23 protein-coding genes and 1 pseudogene are annotated in these 26,596 nt (G+C 48.2%); 7 read left to right on the top strand and 17 right to left on the bottom strand.

The window, feature by feature from the left end:
- Positions 1–322 precede the first annotated feature (322 nt).
- Entirely contained in the window at positions 323–1,165 is an 843-nt protein-coding gene (locus GK108_RS09695) for a CvfB family protein (RefSeq protein WP_163946533.1), read from the bottom strand.
- 200 nt (positions 1,166–1,365) lie between these two features.
- Between GK108_RS09695 and GK108_RS09690 the strand changes: the two genes are divergently transcribed.
- The 3 genes from GK108_RS09690 (at position 1,366) to GK108_RS09680 (ending at position 5,492) form a co-directional block, all read left to right on the top strand.
- Positions 1,366–2,199, top strand: coding sequence for a universal stress protein (locus GK108_RS09690; protein WP_163946530.1), 834 nt, complete (start codon positions 1,366–1,368; stop codon positions 2,197–2,199).
- Positions 2,200–2,335: 136 nt separating this feature from the next.
- Positions 2,336–4,981: a DNA mismatch repair protein MutS gene (mutS, locus tag GK108_RS09685; protein ID WP_163946527.1), complete on the top strand. Its 2,646-nt coding sequence runs from the start codon at positions 2,336–2,338 to the stop codon at positions 4,979–4,981.
- 19 nt (positions 4,982–5,000) lie between these two features.
- Complete coding sequence (locus GK108_RS09680) at positions 5,001–5,492, top strand: Rad52/Rad22 family DNA repair protein (protein WP_163946524.1); 492 nt, start codon at positions 5,001–5,003, stop codon at positions 5,490–5,492.
- A 112-nt stretch (positions 5,493–5,604) separates the two neighbouring features.
- Here the strand turns inward: GK108_RS09680 and GK108_RS09675 are convergent, their stop codons facing one another.
- The 4 genes from GK108_RS09675 to bshA all read right to left on the bottom strand — a co-directional run bounded on the left by GK108_RS09675 (position 5,605) and on the right by bshA (position 11,308).
- Positions 5,605–7,794 (bottom strand): M28 family peptidase, encoded by a 2,190-nt coding sequence (locus GK108_RS09675; protein ID WP_163946520.1) that lies wholly within the window; start codon positions 7,792–7,794, stop codon positions 5,605–5,607.
- Positions 7,795–8,003: 209 nt separating this feature from the next.
- On the bottom strand, positions 8,004–8,651 hold the full coding sequence (locus tag GK108_RS09670) for a sterol desaturase family protein (protein WP_163946517.1): 648 nt from the start codon (positions 8,649–8,651) through the stop codon (positions 8,004–8,006).
- Positions 8,652–8,747: 96 nt separating this feature from the next.
- A complete protein-coding gene (locus tag GK108_RS09665) occupies positions 8,748–10,085 on the bottom strand; it encodes an NAD(P)/FAD-dependent oxidoreductase (protein ID WP_163946514.1) in 1,338 nt (445 codons plus the stop codon).
- 77 nt (positions 10,086–10,162) lie between these two features.
- Positions 10,163–11,308: an N-acetyl-alpha-D-glucosaminyl L-malate synthase BshA gene (gene bshA, locus GK108_RS09660; protein ID WP_163946965.1), complete on the bottom strand. Its 1,146-nt coding sequence runs from the start codon at positions 11,306–11,308 to the stop codon at positions 10,163–10,165.
- Positions 11,309–11,503: 195 nt separating this feature from the next.
- On the opposite strand from bshA, the gene GK108_RS09655 reads away from it, so the two are divergent.
- The 3 genes from GK108_RS09655 to GK108_RS09645 all read left to right on the top strand — a co-directional run bounded on the left by GK108_RS09655 (position 11,504) and on the right by GK108_RS09645 (position 13,740).
- Complete coding sequence (locus tag GK108_RS09655; protein WP_163946511.1) at positions 11,504–12,379, top strand: geranylgeranylglycerol-phosphate geranylgeranyltransferase; 876 nt, start codon at positions 11,504–11,506, stop codon at positions 12,377–12,379.
- Between the two features lie 163 nt (positions 12,380–12,542).
- Positions 12,543–13,238, top strand: coding sequence for a TapB family protein (locus tag GK108_RS09650; protein ID WP_163946508.1), 696 nt, complete (start codon positions 12,543–12,545; stop codon positions 13,236–13,238).
- Between the two features lie 121 nt (positions 13,239–13,359).
- Positions 13,360–13,740 carry a MerC domain-containing protein gene (locus GK108_RS09645; protein WP_163946505.1) on the top strand — a complete coding sequence of 127 codons (381 nt, stop codon included), beginning with the start codon at positions 13,360–13,362 and terminating at the stop codon, positions 13,738–13,740.
- A gap of 124 nt (positions 13,741–13,864) precedes the next feature.
- On the opposite strand, the gene GK108_RS09640 is transcribed toward GK108_RS09645, so the two are convergent.
- The 8 genes from GK108_RS09640 to GK108_RS09605 all read right to left on the bottom strand — a co-directional run bounded on the left by GK108_RS09640 (position 13,865) and on the right by GK108_RS09605 (position 21,841).
- Positions 13,865–14,983: a cytochrome-c peroxidase gene (locus GK108_RS09640; protein WP_163946502.1), complete on the bottom strand. Its 1,119-nt coding sequence runs from the start codon at positions 14,981–14,983 to the stop codon at positions 13,865–13,867.
- Positions 14,980–15,789, bottom strand: a complete 810-nt coding sequence (locus tag GK108_RS09635; RefSeq protein WP_163946499.1) for an MbnP family protein — start codon at positions 15,787–15,789, stop codon at positions 14,980–14,982. The genes GK108_RS09640 and GK108_RS09635 overlap by 4 nt, the downstream gene beginning before the upstream one ends.
- Positions 15,790–16,059: 270 nt before the next feature.
- Positions 16,060–17,298, bottom strand: coding sequence for a sialidase family protein (locus GK108_RS09630; protein ID WP_163946496.1), 1,239 nt, complete (start codon positions 17,296–17,298; stop codon positions 16,060–16,062).
- 48 nt (positions 17,299–17,346) lie between these two features.
- Positions 17,347–19,692 carry a TonB-dependent receptor gene (locus GK108_RS09625; RefSeq protein WP_163946492.1) on the bottom strand — a complete coding sequence of 782 codons (2,346 nt, stop codon included), beginning with the start codon at positions 19,690–19,692 and terminating at the stop codon, positions 17,347–17,349.
- A 94-nt stretch (positions 19,693–19,786) separates the two neighbouring features.
- Positions 19,787–20,164: a hypothetical protein gene (locus GK108_RS09620; RefSeq protein WP_163946489.1), complete on the bottom strand. Its 378-nt coding sequence runs from the start codon at positions 20,162–20,164 to the stop codon at positions 19,787–19,789.
- 24 nt (positions 20,165–20,188) lie between these two features.
- Positions 20,189–20,830, bottom strand: coding sequence for an SCO family protein (locus GK108_RS09615; RefSeq protein WP_163946486.1), 642 nt, complete (start codon positions 20,828–20,830; stop codon positions 20,189–20,191).
- Positions 20,831–20,832: 2 nt separating this feature from the next.
- A complete protein-coding gene (locus GK108_RS09610) occupies positions 20,833–21,315 on the bottom strand; it encodes a hypothetical protein (RefSeq protein WP_163946483.1) in 483 nt (160 codons plus the stop codon).
- A gap of 145 nt (positions 21,316–21,460) precedes the next feature.
- Positions 21,461–21,841, bottom strand: coding sequence for a hypothetical protein (locus GK108_RS09605; protein ID WP_163946479.1), 381 nt, complete (start codon positions 21,839–21,841; stop codon positions 21,461–21,463).
- A 128-nt stretch (positions 21,842–21,969) separates the two neighbouring features.
- On the opposite strand from GK108_RS09605, the gene GK108_RS09600 reads away from it, so the two are divergent.
- Complete coding sequence (locus tag GK108_RS09600; protein ID WP_246224777.1) at positions 21,970–22,428, top strand: hypothetical protein; 459 nt, start codon at positions 21,970–21,972, stop codon at positions 22,426–22,428.
- A gap of 103 nt (positions 22,429–22,531) precedes the next feature.
- On the opposite strand, the gene GK108_RS09595 is transcribed toward GK108_RS09600, so the two are convergent.
- From GK108_RS09595 to GK108_RS09580, 4 genes and pseudogenes are all read right to left on the bottom strand, one after another.
- Positions 22,532–23,350: a ZIP family metal transporter gene (locus GK108_RS09595; RefSeq protein ID WP_163946477.1), complete on the bottom strand. Its 819-nt coding sequence runs from the start codon at positions 23,348–23,350 to the stop codon at positions 22,532–22,534.
- A 156-nt stretch (positions 23,351–23,506) separates the two neighbouring features.
- A pseudogene (locus tag GK108_RS09590) lies at positions 23,507–24,764 on the bottom strand (GTP-binding protein).
- Between the two features lie 83 nt (positions 24,765–24,847).
- A complete protein-coding gene (locus GK108_RS09585; protein ID WP_163946474.1) occupies positions 24,848–26,110 on the bottom strand; it encodes a cation:proton antiporter in 1,263 nt (420 codons plus the stop codon).
- A gap of 162 nt (positions 26,111–26,272) precedes the next feature.
- Positions 26,273–26,590 (bottom strand): hypothetical protein, encoded by a 318-nt coding sequence (locus GK108_RS09580; protein WP_163946470.1) that lies wholly within the window; start codon positions 26,588–26,590, stop codon positions 26,273–26,275.
- Positions 26,591–26,596 lie beyond the last annotated feature (6 nt).

Below are 26,596 nucleotides of genomic sequence, written 5' to 3'. Positions count from 1 at the left end.
CGACCTGATTTCGTGGGCTGGCTATTTAAGGGAAGCAGGAATGCTAAACGAAGATAAATTGGGATAATGAACAAGGGCCAGGTAGTCCTTTATGTCCACCTGGCCCGAATTGCCGTCTAGCAAGATTAAAAACCTAACTCAATACGTTAGAAAATATCCCTGTTTTAGTTACTAGAGCGGTGTCGAAAACCGGTAATTAGTACCAGTTGACAGTATAGTATAGGCTCGTTCTCGCCGTAACGAACGCTACGTATTGAGCCCACAACGTAGCTTATTACTTTTTGCAATGAAAAATGAGCAAGCTTAGCCGTTACATTATCTTCTATACCAACGTAATGCCATCCTGCTGCAGCAGTATCTTACGCTCTCTGTATAACGTACCGACTGCCTTTTTGAACGTTTTCTTACTCATCTCCAGCGTTTTATAAATCAGCTGAGGATCGCTATTATCGGTGAGCGGCAAAAAGCCGTTGTTTGTTTTAAGTGCATCAAGAATTCGCTGCGCATTGGGTTCAACATGCTGAAAGCCTTCCTGTTGCAGCCTTACGTCCACCCGGTTATCGTCGCGAATGGTTTTAATAAAACCGGGCATCCGGTCGCCGGGCTGGATAGTCCGGAATACTTCGTTATGGTAGAGCAGCCCCTGATACCGGTCGTTGATGATTACGTTAAAGCCCAGATCAGTCCGTTCATAGACCAGCAGATCAACCTCATCGCCTTCATACAACTCTGACACGTCCGGGTCCAAAAACCGGCTTATTTTGCTGGACGCTACCAGCCGTTTAGTACGCTGATCGAGGTATAAAAACACGACGTACCACTGCCCGACAACCATGGGTCGGCTCTGTTCCCGGTGTGGCACAAACAAATCTTTTTCGAGCCCCCAATCTAGAAAAGCGCCAATCCGCGTAACAGACACCACTGGTAACGGCGCAAACTCGTTCCGCATGATGTGGGGTGTAAGCGTTGTAGCAATGGGGCGATCCTCCGAATCAGTGTAGATAAACACATCGATTTCCTCGCCGTTGGCCAACCATTCCGGAACGTATTTGTTAGGCAATAAGACATCGTCATTAGGGTTGCTGGAATCTGGCTCACCCAGAAAGAACCCCACACTGGTTTCGCGCAATGCCATAAGCCTATTTATACGTCCGATTTCAATCATAGCTCAACATATAGAATTGTAGTCCGACAAAAGTAGCGATAAATCCTCGGCTGGGTAGTTGACGACGGATAGAATCATCAGCAAACCTGACAAACGACATGGTAGGCGAACGACGTATTAAATTAATTTGAAGTCTCGGCAAATCGCTATACACGAAATCATCGCCTTGTCGATTTACCATTAAACTCAATTATTGTTTTATGAAAACCATATTATTTCCCACCGATTTCAGCCAATCCACTACCCCCGCCCTGGCCTGGGTCAAAATGCTTGCTCACCAATACAAAGCTACGTTAACGTTACTACATGTGTATTTACCCGCCCTGCCCATCGTGCCAGACCCCAGCCTGGGTGGTTCCATTTCGCCCGAAACGGAACTAGAAATTGAGGAAATCAATCGAAAACAGCTGGACGAATTAGGTAATACACTCCGGGAAGACGGACTAACTGTTCAGACGAACTGGCAAATCGGCAACGTCGACGAGCAAATCCTCAACGTTGCCCATGACGTACAGGCCGACCTGATCGTTACAGGGCGCCGGGACCTAACTTCTTTTTTCGATCGAATCACCGGAACCTATGCCTCCGATGTGGCTAAAAAGGCAACCTGCCCGGTTCTGATCGTTCCCGATTCAGCAGCTACCGAATCATTACAATTGAAAAAAATAGCCTATTCTACGCAGTTGGAAGAAGACGATCGCGCTACGTTACGATCGGCGCTTACGCTGGCGAACGAGTTTAATGCTTCCCTTCAGTTGATTCATATTAATGCCGACAATCAGCCTAATGTGTTTAACAACGATGATATGCTGGCCGACCTTCGCCATGAATTTGGCGAATCAGCTTTCGGCATTGACTACGTAACAGCCCGAACCGTCAGCGACGGCTTAACCGATTATCTGGACAAACACCCTACCGATCTGCTGGTCATGACTACCCGTAAACGCGATTTTCTGGACAGTCTGCTCAAACCAAGCATTACGGGTCGAATGCTCACTCATTCATCAGTTCCATTACTGGTGTATCATGCCTGACACTCGGTAAGAATACAATTCCAGTACGTTCATGACGCGCTGACCAGGGTCGGTCAGCGCGTCACTTTATGCCCGAAATCTTCGGTTTTACCCAGAAAAATCACTATTTTTGTTTAATACCTTTCAACAAAAATCAGTGAAGACAGCCTCCGCAGCAAAGCCACAATCGAAGAAAAACGAAACTCCCCTTAACCGCCAATATAACCAGATCAAAGCTAAATATCCCGGTGCGTTGCTGCTCTTCCGCGTCGGCGATTTTTATGAAACGTTCGGTGAAGATGCCGTGAGAGCCAGTAAGATTCTGGGAATTACACTCACCAAACGTAACAACGGCGGCTCGAACGAAGAACTGGCCGGATTTCCGCATCATTCGCTCGATACCCATCTACCGAAACTCGTTCGGGCGGGCGAACGCGTCGCCATCTGCGACCAGTTGGAAGACCCGGCCCAGGCGAAAGGCATTGTTCGCAGGGGCGTAACGGAATTAGTAACGCCGGGGGTTTCCTTCAACGATAACGTACTCGACACCAGACGTAACAACTATCTGGCGGCCATTCATTTTGGCAAGGGTGAAGACCAGTTTGGGATCTCCTTTCTGGATGTTTCGACGGGCGAGTTTCTGGCTTCGCAGGGAAACTCAGCTTACGTAGATAAACTGTTGCAAAGCTTTAACCCATCGGAAGTATTGTATTGCAAGCGCAATCGGGCTGAGTTCGGTGGGTTGTTTGGCGATAAATTCCATACGTATACGCTCGAAGACTGGGCTTTTACCTACGATTTTGGATACAACTTTCTAAAGCAGCATTTTCAGACAACATCGCTAAAAGGGTTTGGTATCGAAGGCCTTCCCGACGGCATTGTTGCGGCAGGCGTTATTCTGCACTACCTCAACGAAACCGAACATAAAGACCTGCAACATATTACGCGGGTTACCCGACTAGAAGAAGATCGCTACGTCTGGCTGGACCGATTCACGATTCGTAATCTGGAACTAACGGCTCCTCAACAGGAAGGGGGCGTTCCGCTGATTCAGATTCTGGATCAGACCGTTACGCCTATGGGCGCCCGCTTATTGCGGAAATGGTTAAGCCTGCCACTCAAAGAAAAAGCATTGATTGATGAGCGGCTAAATATGGTTCAGTTGCTAACCGACGATATCGATCTCTCGGAGGTACTGGTGAATCATCTGCGACAGATTGGCGATCTGGAACGGCTGGTATCGAAAGTGGCGGTCAGACGTATCAATCCCCGCGAACTCTTGCAGCTCAAACGGTCGCTGCAACACATTCTGCCAATCAAAGAATGGTTGATTACCGTTCTGAGTCAGCATGAATCGCCATCGCTGAAAAAATATGCGGATCAGCTCAATCCTGTTTCGTTTCTGCTGGATCGTATTGAGGCCGAACTCCGCGAAGACCCGCCGACGCTTATGAATCAGGGCAACATGATCAAGCCCGGCATTAATCCTGAACTCGACGAATTGACAGCCATTGCTTATTCGGGCAAGGATTATTTATTGCAGTTGCAGGAGCGCGAAGTGCAACGTACTGGAATCAGCTCCTTGAAAGTCGCTTATAACAAGGTATTTGGCTATTATCTGGAGGTCACTCACGCGCATAAAAGTCGCGTTCCGGACGACTGGATTCGTAAGCAGACACTTGTTAACGCCGAGCGCTATATTACGCCCGAACTGAAAGAATACGAGGATAAAATCCTGAACGCCGAGGAGCAGATTTTCCAGATCGAAGCCCGTATGTTCAATGAGATGGTGGTGGCCGCTGGCGAATACGTTGGAGCCATTCAACAGAACGCCCGTGTGTTGTCGGTACTGGACGTTTTATCCTCGTTCGCGAACGTAGCGGTCAAAAACAAATACGTTCGTCCTGACATCTCCGAAACCAAAGTCCTCAGCATCAAAGACGGTCGCCACCCGGTTATTGAACAGCAACTTCCTCCCGGCGAACCATACATCCCGAACGACATCTATCTGGACGACCAAACGCAGCAGATTATCATTATTACCGGTCCGAACATGGCGGGCAAATCGGCACTGTTGCGACAAACGGCCCTGATTGTACTCATGGCTCAATCGGGTAGTTTTGTGCCAGCATCGGTTGCTGAAGTAGGCATTGTCGACAAAATTTTTACGCGGGTTGGTGCTTCGGACAACCTATCGAGGGGAGAAAGTACGTTCATGGTCGAAATGACCGAAACGGCGAGTATTCTGAATAACCTGAGCGAACGTAGTCTGGTGCTGATGGACGAGATTGGACGCGGAACCAGTACCTACGACGGCGTATCGATTGCCTGGTCGATCATTGAATACCTGCATAACAAAACCGATTGCCGCCCTAAAACGCTGTTCGCCACGCACTACCACGAATTGAACGATCTGGCGGCCGATAACCCACGTATCAAGAACTTCAACGTAGCGGTGAAGGAAATGGGCAATAAAGTCATTTTCCTGCGTAAGCTAAAAGAAGGTGGCTCTGAGCACAGTTTCGGTATCCACGTAGCACAAATGGCGGGTATGCCGGGTCAAATCGTTAGCCGGGCCAACGAAATTCTGAAAAAACTAGAGTCGTCGCACCGGCGCGAAAACGATCGGGAACGCATTCGCGAAGCTGTTCCCCAGGAGCGTGAGCTGGCACTACGTATCATTGAATCGAGTGATCCGAAATCAGAGGCTATCAAGGAAAAGTTACGGGCTATTGATGTAAACCGGCTAACGCCTATCGAAGCTTTGCTGAAACTGAATGAGCTAATGAAACTTCTTGAATAAATTTTAGTAAACAACTCTAATGGACTTAAACGTATTAACGGCTCCGCTGACGGTGCAGGAAATTGAATGGCGCGTACAGAGCCAGACCAAAGATGGTCAAAAAATTATCGTTGTTCCCTACATCACCAATCGCTGTGTCATGCAGCGCTTTGACGATCAATTTGGTTGGGCTGGCTGGCAGAATGAAATCAAGGAGATTGACGGCGGTTTTTTGTGTACCATTACCGCCGTTTTGCCGGGAGGAGAGATTGTCAAAAAAACCGACGGTGCCAGCCGTACATCCGTTGAACCCGTAAAAGGAGGTATCAGCGATGCTATGAAGCGGTGTGCTGTTCAGTTCGGCCTGGGGCGATCGCTGTACGATTTTCCGAAAGTGCTGATTCAGACTACCGACAAATATATTCCAGACTGGGCCAATCCCCTGCTGGACAAAATGGTCGACAAAATCAATTCGGGCGGCACGGTCCGGGACGTAGTGGTATTAAAACCCGAGCACGCAAAATCAGCATAGATACGTATCAAAAACACCCAGGCCCTTTCTGTGAAGTAAAGGGCCTGGGTGTTTTTGATACGTATTAACTGCCCTTCTCAAGAAGCGGCTCTGCAAACTAATTTAGTTTTCACTATTTTCCACCACCCACTGAAGCTGGCGATCCCATGCCCTGCGACAATGCCAGCAATTTTTCGCTAAGTGTTTGGATAGCTTTTTTATAGCGCGATTCAATGTCGGGCAAATTAGCCGTCGATTTTAGGGACGCTTCATACAGGAAGCCAGGCAGCATCCACGAAGCATAGCCACTGTTTGGGTCCGACGATGCATAAAGCGACCGATACCAGCCACCAAACGCGTTGCCTTTCGGATCAATAAACGAGCGTTCCAGCAAACGAAGCTCCCGATTTAGTTCGACCAGTTTGTCAGTACGTCCCGTTATCAGATACGTCTGCCGAGCGGTTTCGCAGGCATCCGCATTTTTTTTCAGATCAGCCACCACAGCCAGCATCGGCTCAATGGAGTAATTGGGCGAGTAGGCTTTTATTGCTTTTTCAGCCGCTTTCAGGTGAATAGCCAGATCGGCCGGGTAACGGGCCACATCAAAAGGGACCAGATCGGCATTAGCCAGTCGAAGCGTCATTGTTCCCACAACCTGCTCCATCATTGGACCCATTTTATACGTAGGATCAGCAAATTTATCGTAGAAATAAAGGTCGTCGTATTGGGAGTGGTAAAGCGTTGGCCCGTTCATACCAGCACTCAACGACGGGATGCCAATGTGCATATAGGGCGCAATATGGTCCGAACCTCCGCCTAAATTGCCAATACTAGGTTCGCCAGACAATACAGCTGGCGCCGAGGAGCCCGTTACCCGGGTTGAACCAACTTCGGCTTTCTGACCCATCCAGTGCTGGTAAACCGTTTTGTTTGAATCAGGATACTGAACAGCCTGCGTCGCTTCGATAATTAGCTTTTTCATGGATGGCGATGCACTGGCCCCGAACACCCGTCCCGACACAGCGGCATCGTAGTTCATATACGCTACTGCTTTCTGCGTTAACTCATCCCGGAATTGCTCGCTCCACTCCGCCGACCCAATAACGCCGGGCTCCTCGGCATCCCAATGGCACACCTTAATGGTACGGCGGGGGCGCTGTCCGGTTTTTGCCAGTTTGCCCAACGATTCGGTCATACTTAGCAGCATGGCCGTACCAGAGTTAGGGTCAGTAGCCCCGTAAGACCAGGCATCGTAATGGCAACCGGCAATGATCCATTCATCGGGAAATTCAGCGCCAGTCAACGTACCAACCACCTGGTAAATTCGCTGAATCGCATTTTCCTGCTTTACCATCAACCGAACCTTCAGGTCTTTCCCCCCTTCCAGACGATACGTATACGGCAAGCCTCCCTGCCAGCCGGATGGAACGGCCTTGCTACCCGTCATTCGCTTCAAAATTTCAGTAGCCGACCCGTATGGTAAAGGCGTTACGGGAATCTTATGCAAGCCAACGGCATTCTGATCCAGGCGCTTAGGCGTATTTTTGGCATCCATCGGCAAAGCTGCTTCGCCTGGCGTTAGTGGGTCGCCCGTATACGGTGTTGTTAACAGCGAGCCACGCTGAATGACACTCTCACTGTAATAAGGCCCTTCAGGGAACGTCAGTCCACGCATATACCCCGAATCGGCAGGATCGGTAAAGATAATGACGCCAATCGCACCGGCGGCCTGCGCCCATTGCGCTTTATAACCGCGAAAATTTCCGCCATACCGGGCCAGAACAATTTTATCTTTCACCGAAATGCCCAGCGCTTTCAGTTGCTCAAAATCTTCTTTCCGACCGTAGTTCGCGTAGACAACCTCAGCCGTTACGTCGCCGGAGCCTGACCAGGCGTTGTAGCCAGGAGTTAGCCGGGGGTCGCTACTGTATTTATCCTCCTTAAACAGAAATTCACGAATATTCAATGGTTGCCGGATAGGCTCAACCAGTTCGACGGCAATCTCGCCCGGACCTTTGGGTAGTAATACGTCGTGGGGATAAATATCGACCTGCCAGCCCGCTTTACGCATGGTTTCAGCAATGTAGTCACGCACCTGCTCATTCTCTTTAGAGCCGGTAATATGCGGAACGCTACTTAACTTCTGAAGGTGCTGCTTAAAAGCAGTTGGCGATTGTTTGGCTTTAAATTCGGTTTCAAGTTTTGTTTGGGCTTCCTGCCGGGCCGGAATAAAGCCCGATAAGGACTGAGCCTGTACAGCCAGTACGCTCAATCCGAGAGCAATTGTGCAGCTGGCCGTTTTAAGTAGAGGATAATTTTGCATAATAATCAGGTTATACAGGCGCTAATATCGGAATTTAGTGCGGCAAATAATGATTTTTATAGTTCATTATTCCGAATACCTCATAAAAATACTGATCATCTTAATGACGATACCAACAAAAAAAGCGGTGCTGAATAAGTCAGCACCGCTTTTCACGAATTAACCAATCGGTTTGTTATGGAACCATTGACTGGACCAAACAAAATGTCTTATTTCTGGAACGACCCAAACACGTAATCCCAGATTGGCGTAGAAACACCGTAGTTGCTTTCAGTATTTTTGTAGTGGTGGACACTGTGATTGATCCACAACTGTTTAAAGAAATTCTTAGGTGGCGCGTAAGCGTGTACAATAAAGTGAACGGATAGATAGCCCGAATAGCCTACCAGAAAACCGGGGAAAAATGCATAAGCAGCTTCGCCCATCAGCAAAAAGAAAAAGCCAAAGAAACCACCAGCTACGAAAATAGCCAGTGCGGGCGGCATAGCCAGACGAGTTTTGTCCTTCGGATATTCGTGGTGAACACCGTGGAACGTATATTGAATTTTGGCCCGTTTGGGTGTTGTTGGTGCCAAATGGTATAAATAACGGTGCAAAACGTATTCAAAGAGGGTAAATACAAGCAAACCGGTCGCAAATAATCCGGCAATTTTACCTGTACTCATATCGGTATACGTAAACGCATACCAGCCTAAAAACGTAGACAGGACCAACCACATTGAAATGGGGACCATAATATGCGTGCGCGAAAGAGCTTCCAGTATTGGGTTATCAAATAGCTTTTTAGTGCCGCTATTTTTAGGCCGGGTTTTACCATGACCGGCCATTGTTTGCAACTTCTCAGTAGTCGATTCCATAAAGCAGATACGTTGACAAAAAAAAGTAATTGTGCAAATCTACAACGAAAACAAATCCGTTGTTTTAAAGATGGTAAACTAAGTTTACCATCTTGGTTATGTCTTACTGACCTCTAACTGATCAGCCACTTTTTCTGACATGGCCAGAACACTCCCTTTGGGTATTAGTGGTTTAATAATCAGACGAAGTGAATTACTGTAAGTCAGATAGTTAAACATCCAGTTCAAAAAGATAGCGAGTCGATTTTTAACACCGACAATTGCCATTAGATGCACAAACAACCAAGTTAGCCACGCAAAAAATCCCTGAAATTTAAGAAATGGCAATTCGACTACTGCCAGTCCACGGCCAATCGTAGCCATTGTTCCAAGGTCATGATACGTAAACTCGGTCATCGACTCATTACGAACCAGATGAAGAAGATTCTTAGACAAGTGCAATCCCTGCTGAATAGCAGGCTGAGCAATCTGGGGATGACCATTGGGCCATTTCTCCTCCGTCATCAAGGCTACATCGCCAATGGCAAATATATCGGTGAAGCCCTGAACCTGACTGTAGCGATTAACGATCACGCGTCCTCCCCGACCAAGCGTTTCTGGCGGTAAACCGTTTAAGGGACTTGCTTTAACACCCGCCGTCCAGATCAGATTATTGGTACGTAACGTAGAACCGTCGTTCATCGTCACAATACGTCCGTCAAAGTCTTTTACTCTCGTATTCAATCGCACGTGCACCCCGAGTTCCTGCAAGTACTCCAGCGCGTGTTCCTGCGATTGAACCGACATCGGCCCTAATAATTCTCCCCCCGATTCGATTAAATGAATATCCATCATTTTAAAATCGAGTTCAGGGTAATCTTTGGGCAATACAGTACGTCGCATTTCGGCCAGCGTTCCGCAGAGTTCTACCCCCGTTGGGCCACCACCCACTACCACTACGTCCATTAACCCTTCCTTTTCATCGTCGGTTACGACGCTCAACGCATCTTCAAAATTCTGTAACATCCGATTCCGAAGAGCAATCGCTTCGGCCACCGACTTCATCGCCAGGCCATTCTGAATAATGTTCTGCTGATTGAAAAAGTTGGTTTCGGCTCCCGTAGCCATTACCAGGTAATCGTACGTAATAGGCCCAAGCTCCGTATCGATCGTTTTCTCGGCAGCCCGGACACCCGTAACGGCAGTTACCCGAATATGAACGTTGGGGTTATCGCCAAACACCGCCCGAAGCGGAAACAGAATAGAGTTAGCTTCCAGTCCGGCCGTCGCCACCTGATAATACAAAGGCTGAAATTCGTGGTAGTTGTGCTTGTTGATCAGCACAACCTGAAATTCCTTTTTGCGGGACAACTTACGAGCCAATTTCAGCCCGCCAAAACCTGCGCCAACAATAACAACGCGTTTCCGATCTGTTTGCGGTATGTTTGGATTCATGCGTTTTTAGTCTACAGTTTGAGGTTGTATCTTTCTGTTACGTAGTCTATACATAACTAAAAAACAGTAACCATTCACTAAATAACTTTCTCAATAGACCGGGTTTCCTGCAGTACCCGCTCATAATAAGCCTCGTAGAGTGGCAAGATACGGGATAACTCGAATTCTTTTGCCCGCGCCAGTGCATTTGCCTTGAATTCGAGCAGATGGTCATCATCTAATACATATAACGCATTTTTGACCATATCCGCTACGTCGCCAACCGGACTCATAAACCCAGTTACGCCCTGCACATTCAATTCTGGCAGTCCACCCGCATTAGACGTAATAAGTGGCACCTCACAAGCCATAGCTTCCAGGGCCGCCAACCCAAAACTTTCGTTCTCGGAAGGCATGATAAACAAATCGGCTACCGACAATACTTCTTCAACGGCATCCAGTTTCCCCAGAAAACGAACCTGGTCGTAAATGCCCAGATCGCGCACAAGTCGTTCGATACGAGCCCGTTCGGGTCCGTCGCCTACCAATAACAGTTTGGCGGGAATCTGCTGTTGAACATGATAGAACGTCATTACGGCGTCATCGATACGTTTTACCCGTCGAAAATTGGACGTATGAACGATCAGTTTTTCGCCGTTCGGACAAATGGCTTTCTTGAAATGCTCCTTCTGCTGACGCTGGAAACGGGTCAGGTCAATAAAGTTAGGAATTACCTCAATGTCCCGACGGATCTTAAAATGAGCGTACGTATCCTGCCGAAGATTTTCGGAAACCGCCGTTACGCCATCCGATTCATTGATACTGAACGTAACAACTGGTTCGTATGACGCATCTTTACCAACCAGCGTAATGTCGGTTCCGTGCAGCGTTGTTACAACCGGTACGTTACGTCCCTGCGAACGGAGTATCATCTTGGCCATATAAGCCGCCGATGCGTGCGGGATAGCGTAATGAACGTGCAGTAAGTCAACATTTTCGTTCGTCACTACGTTAACCATTTCGCTGGCCAGCGCCGACTCGTAGGGTGCGTACTGAAAGAGCGGATACGCGGGAATATTTACTTCGTGGTAAAAAACATTCTCATTGAAGAAATCAAGTCGAGGAGGTTGCTGATAGGTTATAAAGTGAATCTGGTGGCCATTTTTTGCCAGTGCTTTACCCAATTCGGTGGCGACAACGCCACTGCCCCCAAAGGTGGGGTAGCATACAATACCGATTTTCATGAAATAAGCCCTAATGAGCCGGGATCGATTTGTTCGAACAACACCAAACCGATACGAAAAGAATCCCAACAGCATACGATTTGATAACAGCCACCTGGTCCGTCAGCTTTTTAGTAAGACAATTGATCCTCAATTTCCCCTACATACCCGTCTTATCTAATTATAGAAAACCGTTACTTTTGTAAAAAAACCGCCATGACTACGCGCCAGCCTATACCCTTTTCGGCATTCGCTCTGGGCTTTCTCCGATTGATCCGGGTGCAGAACTTGCTGATTGTGGTATTGACTCAATTTCTGGCCCGTATTGTGCTGGTAGGTCCTCGCGAAGCCTGGCCCAAACTGCTCACCGACCCGACCATCTGGCTGCTTTCGCTGTCGACGGTTTGTATTGCGGCAGCCGGATATATTATCAACGACTATTTCGATATAAAAATCGATCTCGTCAACAAACCCGAACGCGTTATTATTGGTCGCTACCTGAAACGTCGGGTGGCCATTGGTACGCATCAGTTGCTGAACGTAATTGGCTGTCTGATTGGATTGTATCTCAGCAAATGGGTCTTTTTAACTGATGTTATTTCGGCTTCTTTGCTGTGGCTTTACTCGTCTCATCTAAAACGTCAGCCCTTTATCGGGAATATCGTCGTATCGCTCCTGACCGCTTTATCACTTATTGTGTTGGCCGTTTACTATCGGCAGAACGCCGAAATGCTGCTCATCTATGCCCTGTTTTCGTTTGGTATTTCACTCGTTCGCGAAATTATCAAAGATATGCAGGATGTACGTGGCGACGCTCGGTTTGGTTGCCGGACGTTGCCGATCGTCTGGGGATTACGTCGGACAAAATACTTGCTCTACGTACTGATCGGCTCGTTTATTCTCAGCATGTTTCTCATCGCCGATTCGCTTAGTAATCTCCGGCTTGGCTTTATTTTCCTGATTCTACTCATCCCGATTATCTGGCTGACCTACCGATTGGTTGTAGCCGACACCCGGCGCGATTTTGGGTATCTCAGTAATCTCTGTAAACTCATTATGCTGCTCGGTGTGGTGAGTATGGTCTGGGCGTAAAAGTACATTTTCCAGTTATTCTGTTCCTCAGGTTGTTGTTTTTCGGCCTACCCGGATGTTGACATCCAGGCTACGTATCACGCCGTTTACTCAAAGGTGTAATGAATAATCAACGTCTCTTCTACATTTGTTTTCATATACATATTCTGATCTATCCTGTATTATGAAAACAGTTATTACTACGTTACTGTTCGTTACTACGTCTCTGGCTGTTCAGGCTCAGGAGTGCATGGGCATTGCCTTTAAAACCGGCATGAGCTTCGAAATGAGCACGTTCAGTCCAAAAGACAAACTAACCGGTAAAATAAACTATCAGGTTAAAGATGTCCATAAAGAAGGAGGTTCAACCGTAATGGATATTGTGGCGCAGTTTGAAGACGAGGACGGCAAGAAACGTGATCCTTATCCTGTTCATTACACCTGCACCGGCGATGAGCTGATTGCCGACCTTTCGGGGATGGCGCTGGGCATGCAGAGCAACATGAAGGATATGGAAATGAAGCTGAAAACAAACAAGCTAACGTATCCGGGAAAACTAAGTGTTGGCCAAAAGCTGTCGGATGGTCAGATGGATGCCGACCTGTTAAACGGTGGTAATACGATGGCAACCATGAGCATGACCATGACGAACCGCCAGGTAGAAGGGCAGCAATCGGTAACCACGCCAGCTGGTACGTTCGATACGTATAAAGTGACCGCCGACATGAATTTCGAGAATCGAGTCATGGGTATAACCATTAAAAAACCCATGCGCGTCGTGAGCTACCGGACCAATAATCAGATCCTGGATATTAAATCGGAGACTTACAACAAGAACGGTAAACTCATGGGATACACGCTCTTAACGAAAGCGAACTAAGTAAGAATAATATTCCTGGAACAAGTAATTGGATTAAACGTAAACCTTACGCAACTTTGTTGCATAAAAGAGGGTTACGGATTAGTGCGGCTCTTCATACGGCCGCACTTTTTACTAGTTCATGAAGACAACTATTCTTTCTCGCAAAGCTGATTATGTCGGCATTACAGGATCGGTACTCTGCATCATTCATTGCCTGATTACTCCTGTCTTATTGATGTCGACGGCCCTGCTTCAGGACGAACATCTACGATTTGGCTACCTGAGCTTAGACTATATTTTTATTGGGGTCAACATTGTTGCGGTTTATTTTGCTACGCGTCACTACGCTCCTCCGGCTATCAAAAAAGCGCTGTGGGGTTTTCTAACCCTGTTCGCAGTCGCTATTTTCCTGGAAGATGTCGATCCCGTTTTCGAGCACATCGGCTATCTGGCTTCGGCTGGTCTGGTGATCTCTCATCTCTTCAATATCCGCCAGCACAAGCTTCAGCACAGCCATTAAACCGGGATTTAGCTGATTTTTGGATAAAACTGATTTTGTTAAGCAGTAGGACGTTTCAGAGAGTCAAAAACAAATTCTGATTGATCCCTAAATCAGCTAAATCCTGCCGGGCCGCCCGGCGGTTCTAGTTGGCGCTCAATTTCCGGTTGGTCAGGAACGTATTGTCGGTAAGGGTTTTGAGGAAGCTGATGATTTGTTTCTTTTCGGTATCTGTCATAGCAATACCTAACCGACCGTCTGCTTTCAGCAATGGATCGAGTGTTGGGCTATCCTTCACACCGGATGTGTAATGGTCCAGAATCTGTTCTAACGTACTGAAACGGCCATCGTGCATATAGGGAAACGTACGCTCAACATTCCGCAGACTAGGCACTTTGAATTTTAACCTATCCACTTCGTTCTGCGTGATAATAAAACGGCCCTGATCATTTATACTACCAACGGGCAAGCCATTGTTCCGGTAACTATAATCCGTAAATAAATCCATGGCATGGCAGGTGGCGCATTTCTGCTTAAATAACGTAAGCCCCGCCAGCTCATCCGACGTAAGCGTCCCGCCCGACTCGTTCCGTACGTATTTGTCATAGCGCGAATCGGCCGACACCATTGTTACCACAAACTGCGCTATCGCTTTTAGAAAACGTGCCGTCGTAACCGTATCCGATCCAAAAGCGGCAGTAAACATACCCGGATATTTAGGGCTCTGCTGAACACGCGCCAATACGTCGGCAAACTTCATGTCCATTTCGACTGGGTTGGTCAGTGGAGCAATCGACAACGTATTCAGATCGGTGACACCACCATCCCAGAAAAACTCGCGGCTCCAGGCCATATTTTGAATACTCGGTACGTTCCGAGGACCAAATTTACTGTCGATACCATGACTCAGCGCGTGGTCTGAATGAGCGAATCCGGCAAACTGCTGGTGGCAGAATCCACAACTAATCGTGCTATCGCGCGACAATTGCGGGTCATAAAACAACGCCTTGCCCAACGCCACTCCCTGCGTAGTAAGCGGATTCTGACTGAGATTATAGACTGGGATGGGGAAATTGGCTGGTTGAGGAAATGGAACAGCAGTTGGATTAAATACAACCCCACCTGGATTGGTCGAGGTTGTGTCTGGGTTTGGCGTTGGCTCATTCCCACCGTTTTTCGTCTGGCAGGAAACCGCCAGTGCAAACAGGAGCAGACTAACTACAAGTCCAATATATTTGATCGTATAGATCGTCTGACGCGTCATAGGTTCGCCTGAATCTGTTCGTAGCTAAACATACTGGCGTAATTATCGGCTATATTAGTCGAGAACGTATCGAACATCACCGACGGATTCTGGGCAATACTTAATGTGGTCGGCCCATTAAAAAGCTTGAGAATATCGGTCTTTAATCGAAGCTGCGGTTTAACCGACGGATCAACTTTTACTAGGTTTCCATTAAACGGAACCGTTACCGTACGCAGGTTATTGATCTTTTTGGTACCTCCTCCGCCAAATCCACCAATATGGTAGAAGAACGTATTGTTCTGTGTTGCGGGTGCCGATGCTGATTTTCCTTCCAGCTTCACGAAAATATAACCTGAATTCCAATCCCAGTACATCCCATCGTTTAACGCGGGATCAAGTACGCCCGTGCGTAAACTAATATCAGCCATACTACGGGCACTATCGACCCCAACCAGGAACGTAATACCCGTATAATTTCCCGCCGGTATGCTGGCTAATGTCATGGTTTGCGAATCAGGTTTTTCGGCGTCGACCATAAAATAACTGCTACTCTGGGGTAACGTATACTCCGTACCATCTTCCTTTTTCAATCGGATATTACTCACAAAATAATTGAATTTGGATACCGAAAACGACTCGCCAGCCGCATTCTGATACGTACCGGTATTTAACGCAAGATTCTGACTCCCTACCACATTATCGAACGCCAGGGATAACGACCCTACAGGTTCCGGTTCTACGGACGGATTGACACTATTACAGGCAACGATGATCAGACCACTGATCAATACCGAAAAGACAGCGACGAAGAAGTAGTTTTTCATGTGAATCTCCCTGATTGCTTTATAAATAATACGTTGGTTTATGGCGCTACGTTGCGGTTATCAGTAAGCGCCGGAAGCATTACTGATCGATATCTTGATCTGGTAGCCATTGTCAGATCAAAACCGTAGAATTCCTACCAGTTTAGCCTAATTCATAGAGACTAAAACTGGCTACAATCGCAAACTGTGAGCAATTCAGTCATATGCATAACGAATTACCCACCGTTCTATTTTCACGCTACGTTTGTTTCTCGCTCCCTAAAATCGTTCTTAATCATGATCGCTTTTCAGGGGAAGCAGTTGCGTGACGATGGCCGTTTTCTGGCCAGCCTGTGTCTGTTCATACGCCATCAAAATTCCTTTTTCGGTTGCCAGTGCTGTCGGGTACGTTGCATCGACCGTTTCAGGCGTTACGTAACGGACTGGGCTAGCTTCCTGCCCGGCCACCATTCGAAATCCAATCCGCTGAACAAATGACCCCATTTCGCCCGAGCCATCTTTAGAAACCGCTTCGTCCCACAGCCAGATAAGCTGGTCGGCCGTTGCCGTTACGTAGGGATGCCGGGCCCGAGTCGTGGGAATAATCGACAGGAGCTGCCCCACCCCTAGCTGAGCCAACCGAACACCAGCCGAATTGTCTACCCCCGAAAACCATGTTACGGCCATGCCGTTTTTTGTTTCAGCCACCACGGGTCCGGCATGCGGACAGGCATTGACGCGCCAATGATCCGCAAATACCGGCTGCGGTTTGCCAAATGTTTTACCCCCATCTGTCGACACCGCCGTACTGATATCCCGGGATGCGATCTCCCCTTTCTGAGTCGACGGTAGCAGATCGCGGTAGGTTAGATGAATGTTTTTCTTTGCATCCACAAACACGTTCGTCCGGCAACACTGGCAGGCATTGTCATCCACTACGGTAGCCGACCCGAAACCAGCCCCTTTGGTTGTCTGAGCAAACAGAACTGGGCGCCCTTCCCGATTCGGCAGTTTTTCATCGAGCCACACAATGCCGATTTCACCATTGGGCAGGCGAGTAACATCTGAAAACGATCGGGTTGTTGGACGAGCTTTTTTCCCCGGCGACGTATCCTGATGAACCGAAATAGGCTCTGACCACGATTTCCCCTGATCCGTCGACAGGGTGTAAAGCAAATCGCCAGCAAACCGCGATTCGGGCGTGGGCTGCTGCACTTCGAAAACAGCTAGAACGGTTCCGTCTGCTTTGACCGCCACTTTAGGCATTCCTTCGGCGTGGGTCGAAAATGTGGCCGGTGTTTTTACCAGTTTTTTTTCGCCAAATGTCCGCCCGCCGTCCGTGGAGAGGGCGTAGTAAAATTTACTCGTCTGTTCACCTTTTTCAACCCAGCTTAGTAATGGATTACCAGCCGCATCGGTCGTCAGACGGGGTGTCGACGCACTAGATTGAGGATTAGAAACCACCGCCGAAGGCACTGGCACTACGTCAGAAACGGCCAATAACATGGGCAACAAAATGGCATAAATCATAGTCTATGAGTGATTTACGGGAGCGAGCAAGCTCGCTCCCAACTGTTTTTATTTTCCCGAAAACGTATATTGGATACCACACACAAACGTGCGCGGAGCAGCCGGTGTGTAGGTCGTGCGATCAGTGCTGTTGTTACCACGGGTTGCATTAGTCGCGAAGAGCGTATTCGTTACGTTCAGTACGTTGGTAAATACCTCAAAACCTTTCCACTGATAACCCGCCCGAACGTTTGCAACGTCATAACCGCCATACCGAACCGTATTGATTTGATTCTGATACCATCCTGCTACATGCTGCCACTCGGCCGATACCCGGAAGTGTCGAAACCAACCCGGATAGTAGCTGATTTCCGTATTCCAGAGCCAGCGCGGGACTGTCGGCATATCCTTTCCGTCTACCTGCTGAACAGCATCGGACGCCCGCTGACTAAGCGTAAAGTCAACAAAGCGGTGGATGGCATGGGTGCCGCCCAGTCGGAAAAACACCTGCTTCGATGGTCGATACGTAACGCCTAGTTCAACACCCCGATGTAGCGTTTTACCCGCCGACTGGTAATCGTAAGAATTATCCGGCTGCCGAATATTGAGCAGTTCGTTCCGGCCATTCATCTGGTAGATGGCGCCATCAACATACACTTTGTTACGTAGCAGCGACGCCCAGCCACCAATTTCCAGATTGTCGAATTGAGCAGGTTGCAGATTATAGTAGAACAAATCTCCCGACGGAGCAGGCGTCGTACGTTTCAGGAAAATAGACGTCAACGCCGGTGGTGAAAACCCTTTAGCGAAATTCGCGTAGAGGCCTTTGCCCTCGCCCAAATCGTAGGTTGCCCCCACTTTAGGCGTCACCTGACTATATGACTTGCTGCCCGAACTCTGATCCAGCGCATTGGTATAATCAAAAGCCATCCGGTCGTAGCGCAGCCCGGCCGAAATCCGCAGCTTAGGCAGTGGCTCAACATCATATTGCAGATACGTAGCGGTATTATGAATGTCCGCCTGATAGTTAGACAATTGAATATCAGGTCGCTCCCGAAGCTGGGTGTATTTCAGCACCGATCGTTTATCGGGTCGTAGTTCGGCCGCCAGTTCTGTTTGATACGCATAGTACGTATTGGGCGACAAATCCAGCGTAGCGCCCACGATTAGCTTACTGTTGAGAAAACGGAACCGCTGAGTATGTTGCGCGATAAAACCGTAGCTCCTGAAATCGTTGCTGTTGATCTGGCCCGTAGCCGTAGCTGATCCTGTTGTCCATCGGATGGAATAGGTCGGATTCTGACCAACCGAATTGCTACGAAGAAAAGCCGTAACAAACGTCTGCGCCATTCCATTTTTCCAGTCATGCTCAAGCGTCAGGCGGCTACGTAGCGATTCTGTTTTGCGATACGTAAAATCGGTTGTGCTGACGTAGTTTCGGGCGAAAAAAGCCGTACTGTCTACACTGCCGCTGGTTTGCGAGTTATAATCGTTGTAGGAGAACGTACCGGTTAGCCGGGTTTGGGGCGTAAAGGCATATTCGAGCCGGGTGAAATACGACGATTTATCGTAATCGGAACTGGCCATCCAGGAATCGCGCTGACGAGAGACAAAGCCGCCGACGTAAATCCCGAATTTGCCCCGTTGCGCGCCCGCTCCTACCTGAAGCCGCTGATAGCCCCACTGATCGACCTGAATACCCAGCCGGGCCGTCGGGACCGCCGTTGGTCGCTGCGTAATAAAGTTTACGGCCCCTCCTACGGCTTCTGGCCCATACACAGAGGCAACCGGCCCTTTGACCACCTCAATCGAACTAACCGTAAACTGATTCATTTCGAGCAGGGCATTGTGGTTAAAAACGCCCATTGGCCGGATCGGCACCCCATCTTCCATGTACAGGAAATAGGCATTGGTCGTTATGGGCTGCCGGATTGCCATCATGTGCTGTTCGTTATTGAGGTTCACCATCAATACGCCCGGCGTTTTATTGATGACTTCGTAAATACTCGTCGGCTTGGTTTCTTCGATGAGTTTGGGCGAAAGCTTTGAAATGGCAATCGGCGTTTCAGTACGTAGCGCGGCTTCCCGGTTGCCCGTCACCACCACGGTTTGCAGATCTTCAATGGCAGGTTCAAGCGCGATCGTAACCGATTGCCTACCGATGACGGCTACATTACGTTTCCGGTAGCCTATCGCCGATACCGTCAGTTCCGACGTAGTGGCTGGTAACGAAAAACGACCATTGGCATCAGTAACCGCTCCGGATTTACCGTCCGGCGTTGTCAGGCTCACACCTGGCAGCGGTTCTTTGGTTTGTGCATCAAAAACAAGCCCTTTTGTGCCCGTCTGAGCTGACGCGCATAGAGCTACCACAGCCCATAGACAGAGAGCTGTGAACAACTTATAAGTTTTCACTATTGATTCGTTTAAGTCAGAAAAAATAACGTAGTACGTTCATAGACAGTCTGCTATGAGCGTACTGTTCGTGCGGCAAAATATGCCGTCTGACTTATAGTCGGGGAGGGCGGAAAAGGCTCATCAATGGCGATTGATAAGCCGAAACCTGATAGTCGATGCAGTCAGCAGATTGCAACAATATCCATTCGGGATCAAAGGCAAACGCCAGATGATCTTCACAAAATAACTGCAGAACAGGGCTGTTCTGAACGCGCTGGGTGGTTTCTTTATCCTGCCGGTCCTGCTGGGCTTTCAGCCGTTTGGCCAGGTAACACTGCCCATCACAGTGCAGTTGAGGCTTGCCCCGGTTTTCGCACAGAACGCGGGCAATATAGTCCTTGTTGACCTGATAATACGCGATTGTTCCCCACTGACTCAGCGTTGGCAGCAGTGTGGCAAACAGCAGTATATAGAGAACAAGTGTCCGCATTAGCGATGAAATCAATAACGAGCGTTACTCATATTCTTTCCGCAGCACATTGATGTCGCGGATAAGCTTTTGAGTACCATCCACTGTAGTACCATCATACATACCCCGAATGTGCTTTTCTTTATCGATCAGCACAAAAGCGCCACTATGCATATAACCGCCCGGTGCGGTTGAATCTTTACCAGCCGTAACCAGATAATGATTCTCGCCAATGTCGTAGATTTTCTCCCGATCGCCGGTAACGAATTGCCACATCTTCCCCGTCACGCCCATATCCTGCGCGTACTGTTTCAATACGGCAGGCGTATCGTGGTCGGGGTCGATGGTATGGGACAGGATGCGGATATCGGGATTGTCCTTGTACATTTTGTACACATTCAGTAGGTTCTTTTTCATGATCGGGCAAATGGTCGGGCAGGTCACGAAGAAGAAATCCGCTACGTATATTTTCCCGCTAACGTCTTTCTGAGTTACCGTTTCGCCGTACTGATTGGTAAAGGAGAAATCAGGAATAGTCGGATACACCTGTTCTTCGACTTGCTTTCCATCAACCACTTTCCTAGCCATCTCCGGCTCACCCAGATAGGGTAGTTTCACATCCGCCGAACTGCACCCGCTGAACGTAGCGAGTATAATCAGGCACACTAAAAGCTGGATCGATCGCATACTTATTTCAGATAGGTTTGGGCATCGGTTATGCTCTTCCGCATTAACTGACTCATCGCGTTTACCTTCTGATGCTGGTCTTTTAAGTAGTCCAGCGCTTTATCTTCACTCAGCGTTTTTAACGTATCACCATTATACTGATGCATCCAAGCCATCATACCTTCTTCGGCTTTGGTCAGCTCCGCTGTAAGGTTCCGGCCTTGCTCTTTGCGTTGCGTAAGTTCTTTTGAGGCAGGTTTAGCATCCAGTTCGGTTAATTGCTGATTGATCTGTTTACGAAGCCGCATGAGGTCGCTCATGGCAGGCATTACGCTATCGTGAACCGCCATGATTTGTTTTTCTACATCAGCAATTGCCGACGAACTAGTGGTGGCCTGCTCAGTCGATTCGGCCGAAGAACCCTCACTGCCAGTTGATGAATTGGATTGGCACGCCACCAAAGCGAAGCCTAAGACAATAGTTATAGCTGTTTTTACTTGATTCATATGGATAAAATAGGAAACCACCGCCCTGTTTTGCAGGGTCAGTACACATTGATTAATAAAACCAGGAGACGTTTTTAACGACTAGATTATAATCATGGGATTGTTGGCTGTATTTACGATACAGCCACAAAAGTCCACTGCCATCTTAAACCAGCAAACCAGGAGGACGTAGTAAGCTGCTGGAAGGGGCGCTGTAGTGCGCCAGTACGTAACGATATACGGGTTGCTGGCCAACTTTAGCCGGTGCACCAAACGTAAACTGAAGACCCGATTCGCAGAAGAGCTGGATTGGCGCGATATTCTGAACGCGCTGGGTAGTTTCTTTATCCTGCCGGTCCTGCTGGGCTTTCAATCGTTTGGCCAGATAACACTGGCCATCGCAATGCAACTGCGGCTTATTCCGGTTTTCGCACAGGACGCGGGCGATGTAGGCTTTATTGACCTGATAATACGCAATGGTTCCCCACTGACTGACTGTTGGTAGCAGCGTCGCGAAAAGGAGAAGATAAAGTAGCGCATTTCTCATGACTCGGCAAAAGTACGGCAGGATCGTTATACTTCACGAATTCTACCGAGAAACTTCACGTCTTTCGGCTAAATACGCAACAATGTTGCATAAAATAGTATATTTACCGAAAACCTACTCCAAACACTATGCGTTACGTTGTTCTTGGCTGCTTATTGAGCGCATTGGTTGCGTGTTCCGGGAAATCGGAAGCCGACAAAACGCTTCTCGACGAAGCCGCCCGCTACCATACGGAAGCAACCGACATTCAGGAAAAGCTGGAACCCTCTATCGATCAGATCGACTCCGTCCGAACCTTACTTGCTCAAAAAACAACGCCTGAAGCGAAAGCGACGGCCCAATCGCTGGACAGTCTGAAAACCGCCTTCGAAGAGTGGGAAGCGAATCTGGTGGAGGTGCCCGGCATGAAACACGAACACCATGAACACGGTGACGGTGAACATCATCATCACCACCATCATAACAATAACGACACCAAAGATTTACCCGCCGATCAGATGCGCGATCTGCAACGCGAGTTCCTGGCTAACATCAAGCAAATTCAGGAGCAAACCCAACAGGCACTCGAACGCGCGAAGGGGCTGTAGGTTTGTGGTTTATAGTTTTCAGTTTATAGTTGACTGACGCGTCAGATAGTATTATGCGTCAGCCAACTATAAACCCTAAACAGGAAAACTATAAACCCAAAACTCACTCATTAACAGCCAGCCATAGCATTAGTCCGATGCCCACAAGCATACAAACGCTCTGCAACCACGAACGACCCGATTGCGGAGTTCGGTGTAATTCGGGAATCAGGTCGCTAGCCGCAATGTAAATGAATCCGCCAGCGGCAAAGGGTAGTATATAACTCAGATACGTATCAAGCCATAATCCGGCCAGGAGAATGACACCAATCCCCAACAGGCAGGTAAAGGCGGCAAGCAGATTATACAGCAGCGCCCGGCGAATCGTGTAACCGCCGAACAACAACGTACCAACATCGCCCACTTCCTGCGGTAACTCATGCAACAATAAGCCCGCTGTTGTTGCCCAACCAGCCGCCGGGCTAATCAGGAAACTCCCGCCAATCAGCGTTCCGTCAATGAAATTGTGTAGCGCATCGCCCAGCAAATTCATGGACGCCAAGGGTTTTACGGCCTTAGCCGTCTCCAGGTGCCGATGATGCCGCCAGCGAATCGCTTTTTCCAGATTGAAAAACAGAAGGATTCCCGCTATCACCTCCAGCATAACCGTTTGCAGGTCGTTGATACGCTCCAATGCCTCAGGCAAAAGATGCAGAAACGCATCGCCCAACAAAACGCCGGTTGACAAACTAATGCCTAATGGCAACAATCGACGTAACACCGCCGGGGGAATTACGTAGGCAAATCCGCCAATAAGCGCGACGGCACAGACCGCCAAACCAGCCAGACTGCTATGCCCCCAAAGCTCCCATTGCGATAATTGCCCAATCAATAGCATACGTCCCATCAGGTGATAATTTTGGCGGAGGGGAGTGCTTGGCATTCAACTAGTACCCAATCAAGCGGGCAAACCCGCATCAGAAGCCTTTAGACACTCTCCCTCCCGCAACAAGACCGAAGGTGTGTATGAAGTATGATATATGGCATACAAACATTACATCATAGATCTTATAGCATACTTCATACACACCAACCCACATTACATGCTTTCGGGGAAAGGATCTTTGAAGCTTCCCCCTGTTTCCATATGTTTCAGTTCCAGTTCAGAACACAAACAGTCCTGCAATTCTTTTGTGATTTGCTGGTGGTTCAAATCCTGCCCTATAATCACCAGCTCGTTTTGACGATCACCAAAAACGCTTGTGCCAACGTGCTTCGATCGACTGTCGGTTTTGCAAAAACGAACCGTAGCGAACCCGCTCACTGAAAGGCATCGACGCCCACCAGACACCCGCATGCTCAGCGCGAAGACTACCTCCAGCCTGACTAAAATTGAGCGCATCATTTGGGCGCGAAGCCAGCCAGAACAGACCTTTGCTACGTAGGATACCAGCCGGGAAATTCTCGTTCAGATAGTTCCAGAAACGAACGGGGTGAAACGGTCGCCGATCCCGAAAAACGAACGACGTAATGCCGTACTCTTCGGTTTCGGCTGTATGCCCCTTGCCGTTTTTCTGATCTTTTAATTCCTGAATCCAGCCAGCCGATTGAGATGCCTCGTCAAAATTGAAAAGGCCAGTATTGAGTATATGAACCGGGTCGATCTTTCCAAACTGACTGTCGATCAGTTTCGCTTTCGGATTCAGTTTATGCAGTATGGCTTTTAGTTCACCTACTTGCGTTGGGCTAAGCAAATCTGTCTTATTCAGGATGATAACGTCCGCAAACTCAATCTGATCAGTTAACAGATTGACAATCGTTCGGGTGTCGGTAAATTCATCGTTCAGGTTGCGGTCCAGAACGGTATCGACACTACCAAAATCACGGGAGAAATTAAAGGCATCAACGACCGTAACAAGCGTATCGAGCCGGGCAAAACGCGACAAATCGATTCCATTACCCGCTTCTGGTTCAAACGTAAACGTTTGTGCAACCGGTAGCGGCTCCGAAATGCCCGACGACTCGATGAGCAAATAATCGAATCGACCTTCCCGCGCCAGCTTATCAACTTCCAGCATCAGGTCTTCGCGCAGCGTACAGCAAATACAGCCGTTCGATAGTTCCACCAGCTTTTCTTCCGTGTGAGAAAGCGCTCCTCCCTGACGAACCAGTTCCGCATCGACGTTAATTTCGCCCATGTCATTAACGATCACCGCCACTTTCAGGCCCTGGCGATTATTCAATACATGGTTCAGCAGTGTAGTTTTTCCCGCGCCCAGAAAACCGCTTAGCACCGTAACGGGCAAACGTCTGTCGGTTGCCTGCTGCTTATTGGATGATAGTGTTTGACTTGCCATGGGACAAAAGTACGGCCTATTTTTATTTTTGCAACATTGTTGCAAAAATAAAAATAGGCCGTACTTTCCGAAAGCTTCGGTATTTAATGGCCTATGGGCTCAGCCACCTCAACCACCTTTTTAGGCTTTGTAATCTTGCCGACCGTAAGTCCCTGAACAACAATAGAAAAGACCACAATAAAATAAGTCATGGCCAAAAACAGATTTTTGTTTAGACGTTCATCAATAGATAACGCCAACGCAACCGAAACTCCGCCCCTCAGGCCGCCCCAAACTAAAATCGTCATGGTTTGGCGATCAAACTTTGGCATGAATGGAATAATTCGAGTTGGCCCCCAAATAGACAGGAAGCGAGCCAGCAAAACAACCGCAATACTGATCACGCCGATTAGCCAGTATTTTGTAATATTTGGAATCAGGAGCAGTTCGAATCCGATAATCAGGAACAGTATCGCATTCATAATTTCGTCGATCAGCTCCCAGAATTTATCCAGATAGTCGCGGGTGTTTACCGAAATGCGGGTGGCTTTCCCGAAGTTACCAACCACCAGACCAGCTGCCACCATTGTCAGCGGACCCGAAATATGCATAGCCCGGGCAATCAGATAACCACCCATTACAACAGCCAGGGTAATCAGGGCCGATACGTTAGCGCTATCGATTCGCTGCATGGCCCGCGACCCAATGAAGCCCAGCAAAACCCCCATACCGAAGCCTCCAAGTGCTTCTTTTATCAATAACCAGGAAATATTTGTAAACGATAAATCAATATCCGACCCTTTCGCCAACTCGAGCAGAACGACAAAGACAACAACGGCCACCCCGTCGTTAAACAGCGATTCACCGGCCACCTTTGTTTCCAGCGATTTGCGTACACCCGCTTTTTTCAGAATCCCCAACACCGCGATGGGGTCGGTAGGTGAGATTAGAGCGCCAAACACAAGACACTGAATCAGAGGAACATTTAAACGAAATAAGGGCAGGATATAATAAACTATAGAACCAACAAGTACGGTAGATATAATAACACTAATAGTAGAGAATACAATAATAGGGGCTCGTTGCTCTCGCAAGTCTTTGAGTCGAACATGAATAGCGCCCGCAAAGAGGAGGAAGTTTAGCATAGCGCCCATCAGGATTTCCGTAAAATCGAGGTTGGCGATAAACCGGGAGAAGCTGGCAAAGAGGTTTGGAAAGATATTACCGGTAATTACCAGTGCTATCGATACCAGCATCGCCATCAGCATAATACCAATTGTGGAAGGTAATTTTAAGTAGCGCTCGTTTACATAGGAGAAAATAGCCGTAAGGACAATGAGAACTGAAAACGAATAATATAATTCCATATAATAACGATTAGAGTAAACTTATAAATCGCATTATACTAAAAAGAGCTGACTTTAGCCAGCCAGCTCTCTAAAATAACCGTTTAATCAGTCTATTTTAAGGAAATTTAAGAGAATGGACGATTCTGGCCGTAAACCAGCTTTTTGCTACGTTTAGCAACGTTATCGCTTATCAATCTCATCGATAACGTACCGAATCTTAGCTTGATCTGCAGCCTTTAACAGGGTTATATTATCGATAAGTAGGCTTCGTATAACCTGCCATTGATCCAGGCGCAGGAGCAACACTTCAGTCATAAAATCGACAGTCTCCCGTTTCGTTACGTCGGTTTTCGAGTCGGTTGTGATCGTAAGATTGGGTTTTATCGCATTGATTAGCTGTGCGGAAAGCTCATTCCGGACGTATTGATCCAGGGTATGCAGTGGCACACGGCCTTCGGTATCTGCTTTTTTGAGGGTTGTAATGGCTCTGAATTTCATTGTGCT

It is taken from the genome of Spirosoma terrae, from assembly GCF_010435915.1.
GTDB lineage: Bacteria > Bacteroidota > Bacteroidia > Cytophagales > Spirosomataceae > Spirosoma > Spirosoma terrae.
This window is presented reverse-complemented; position numbering and strand designations above follow the sequence as displayed.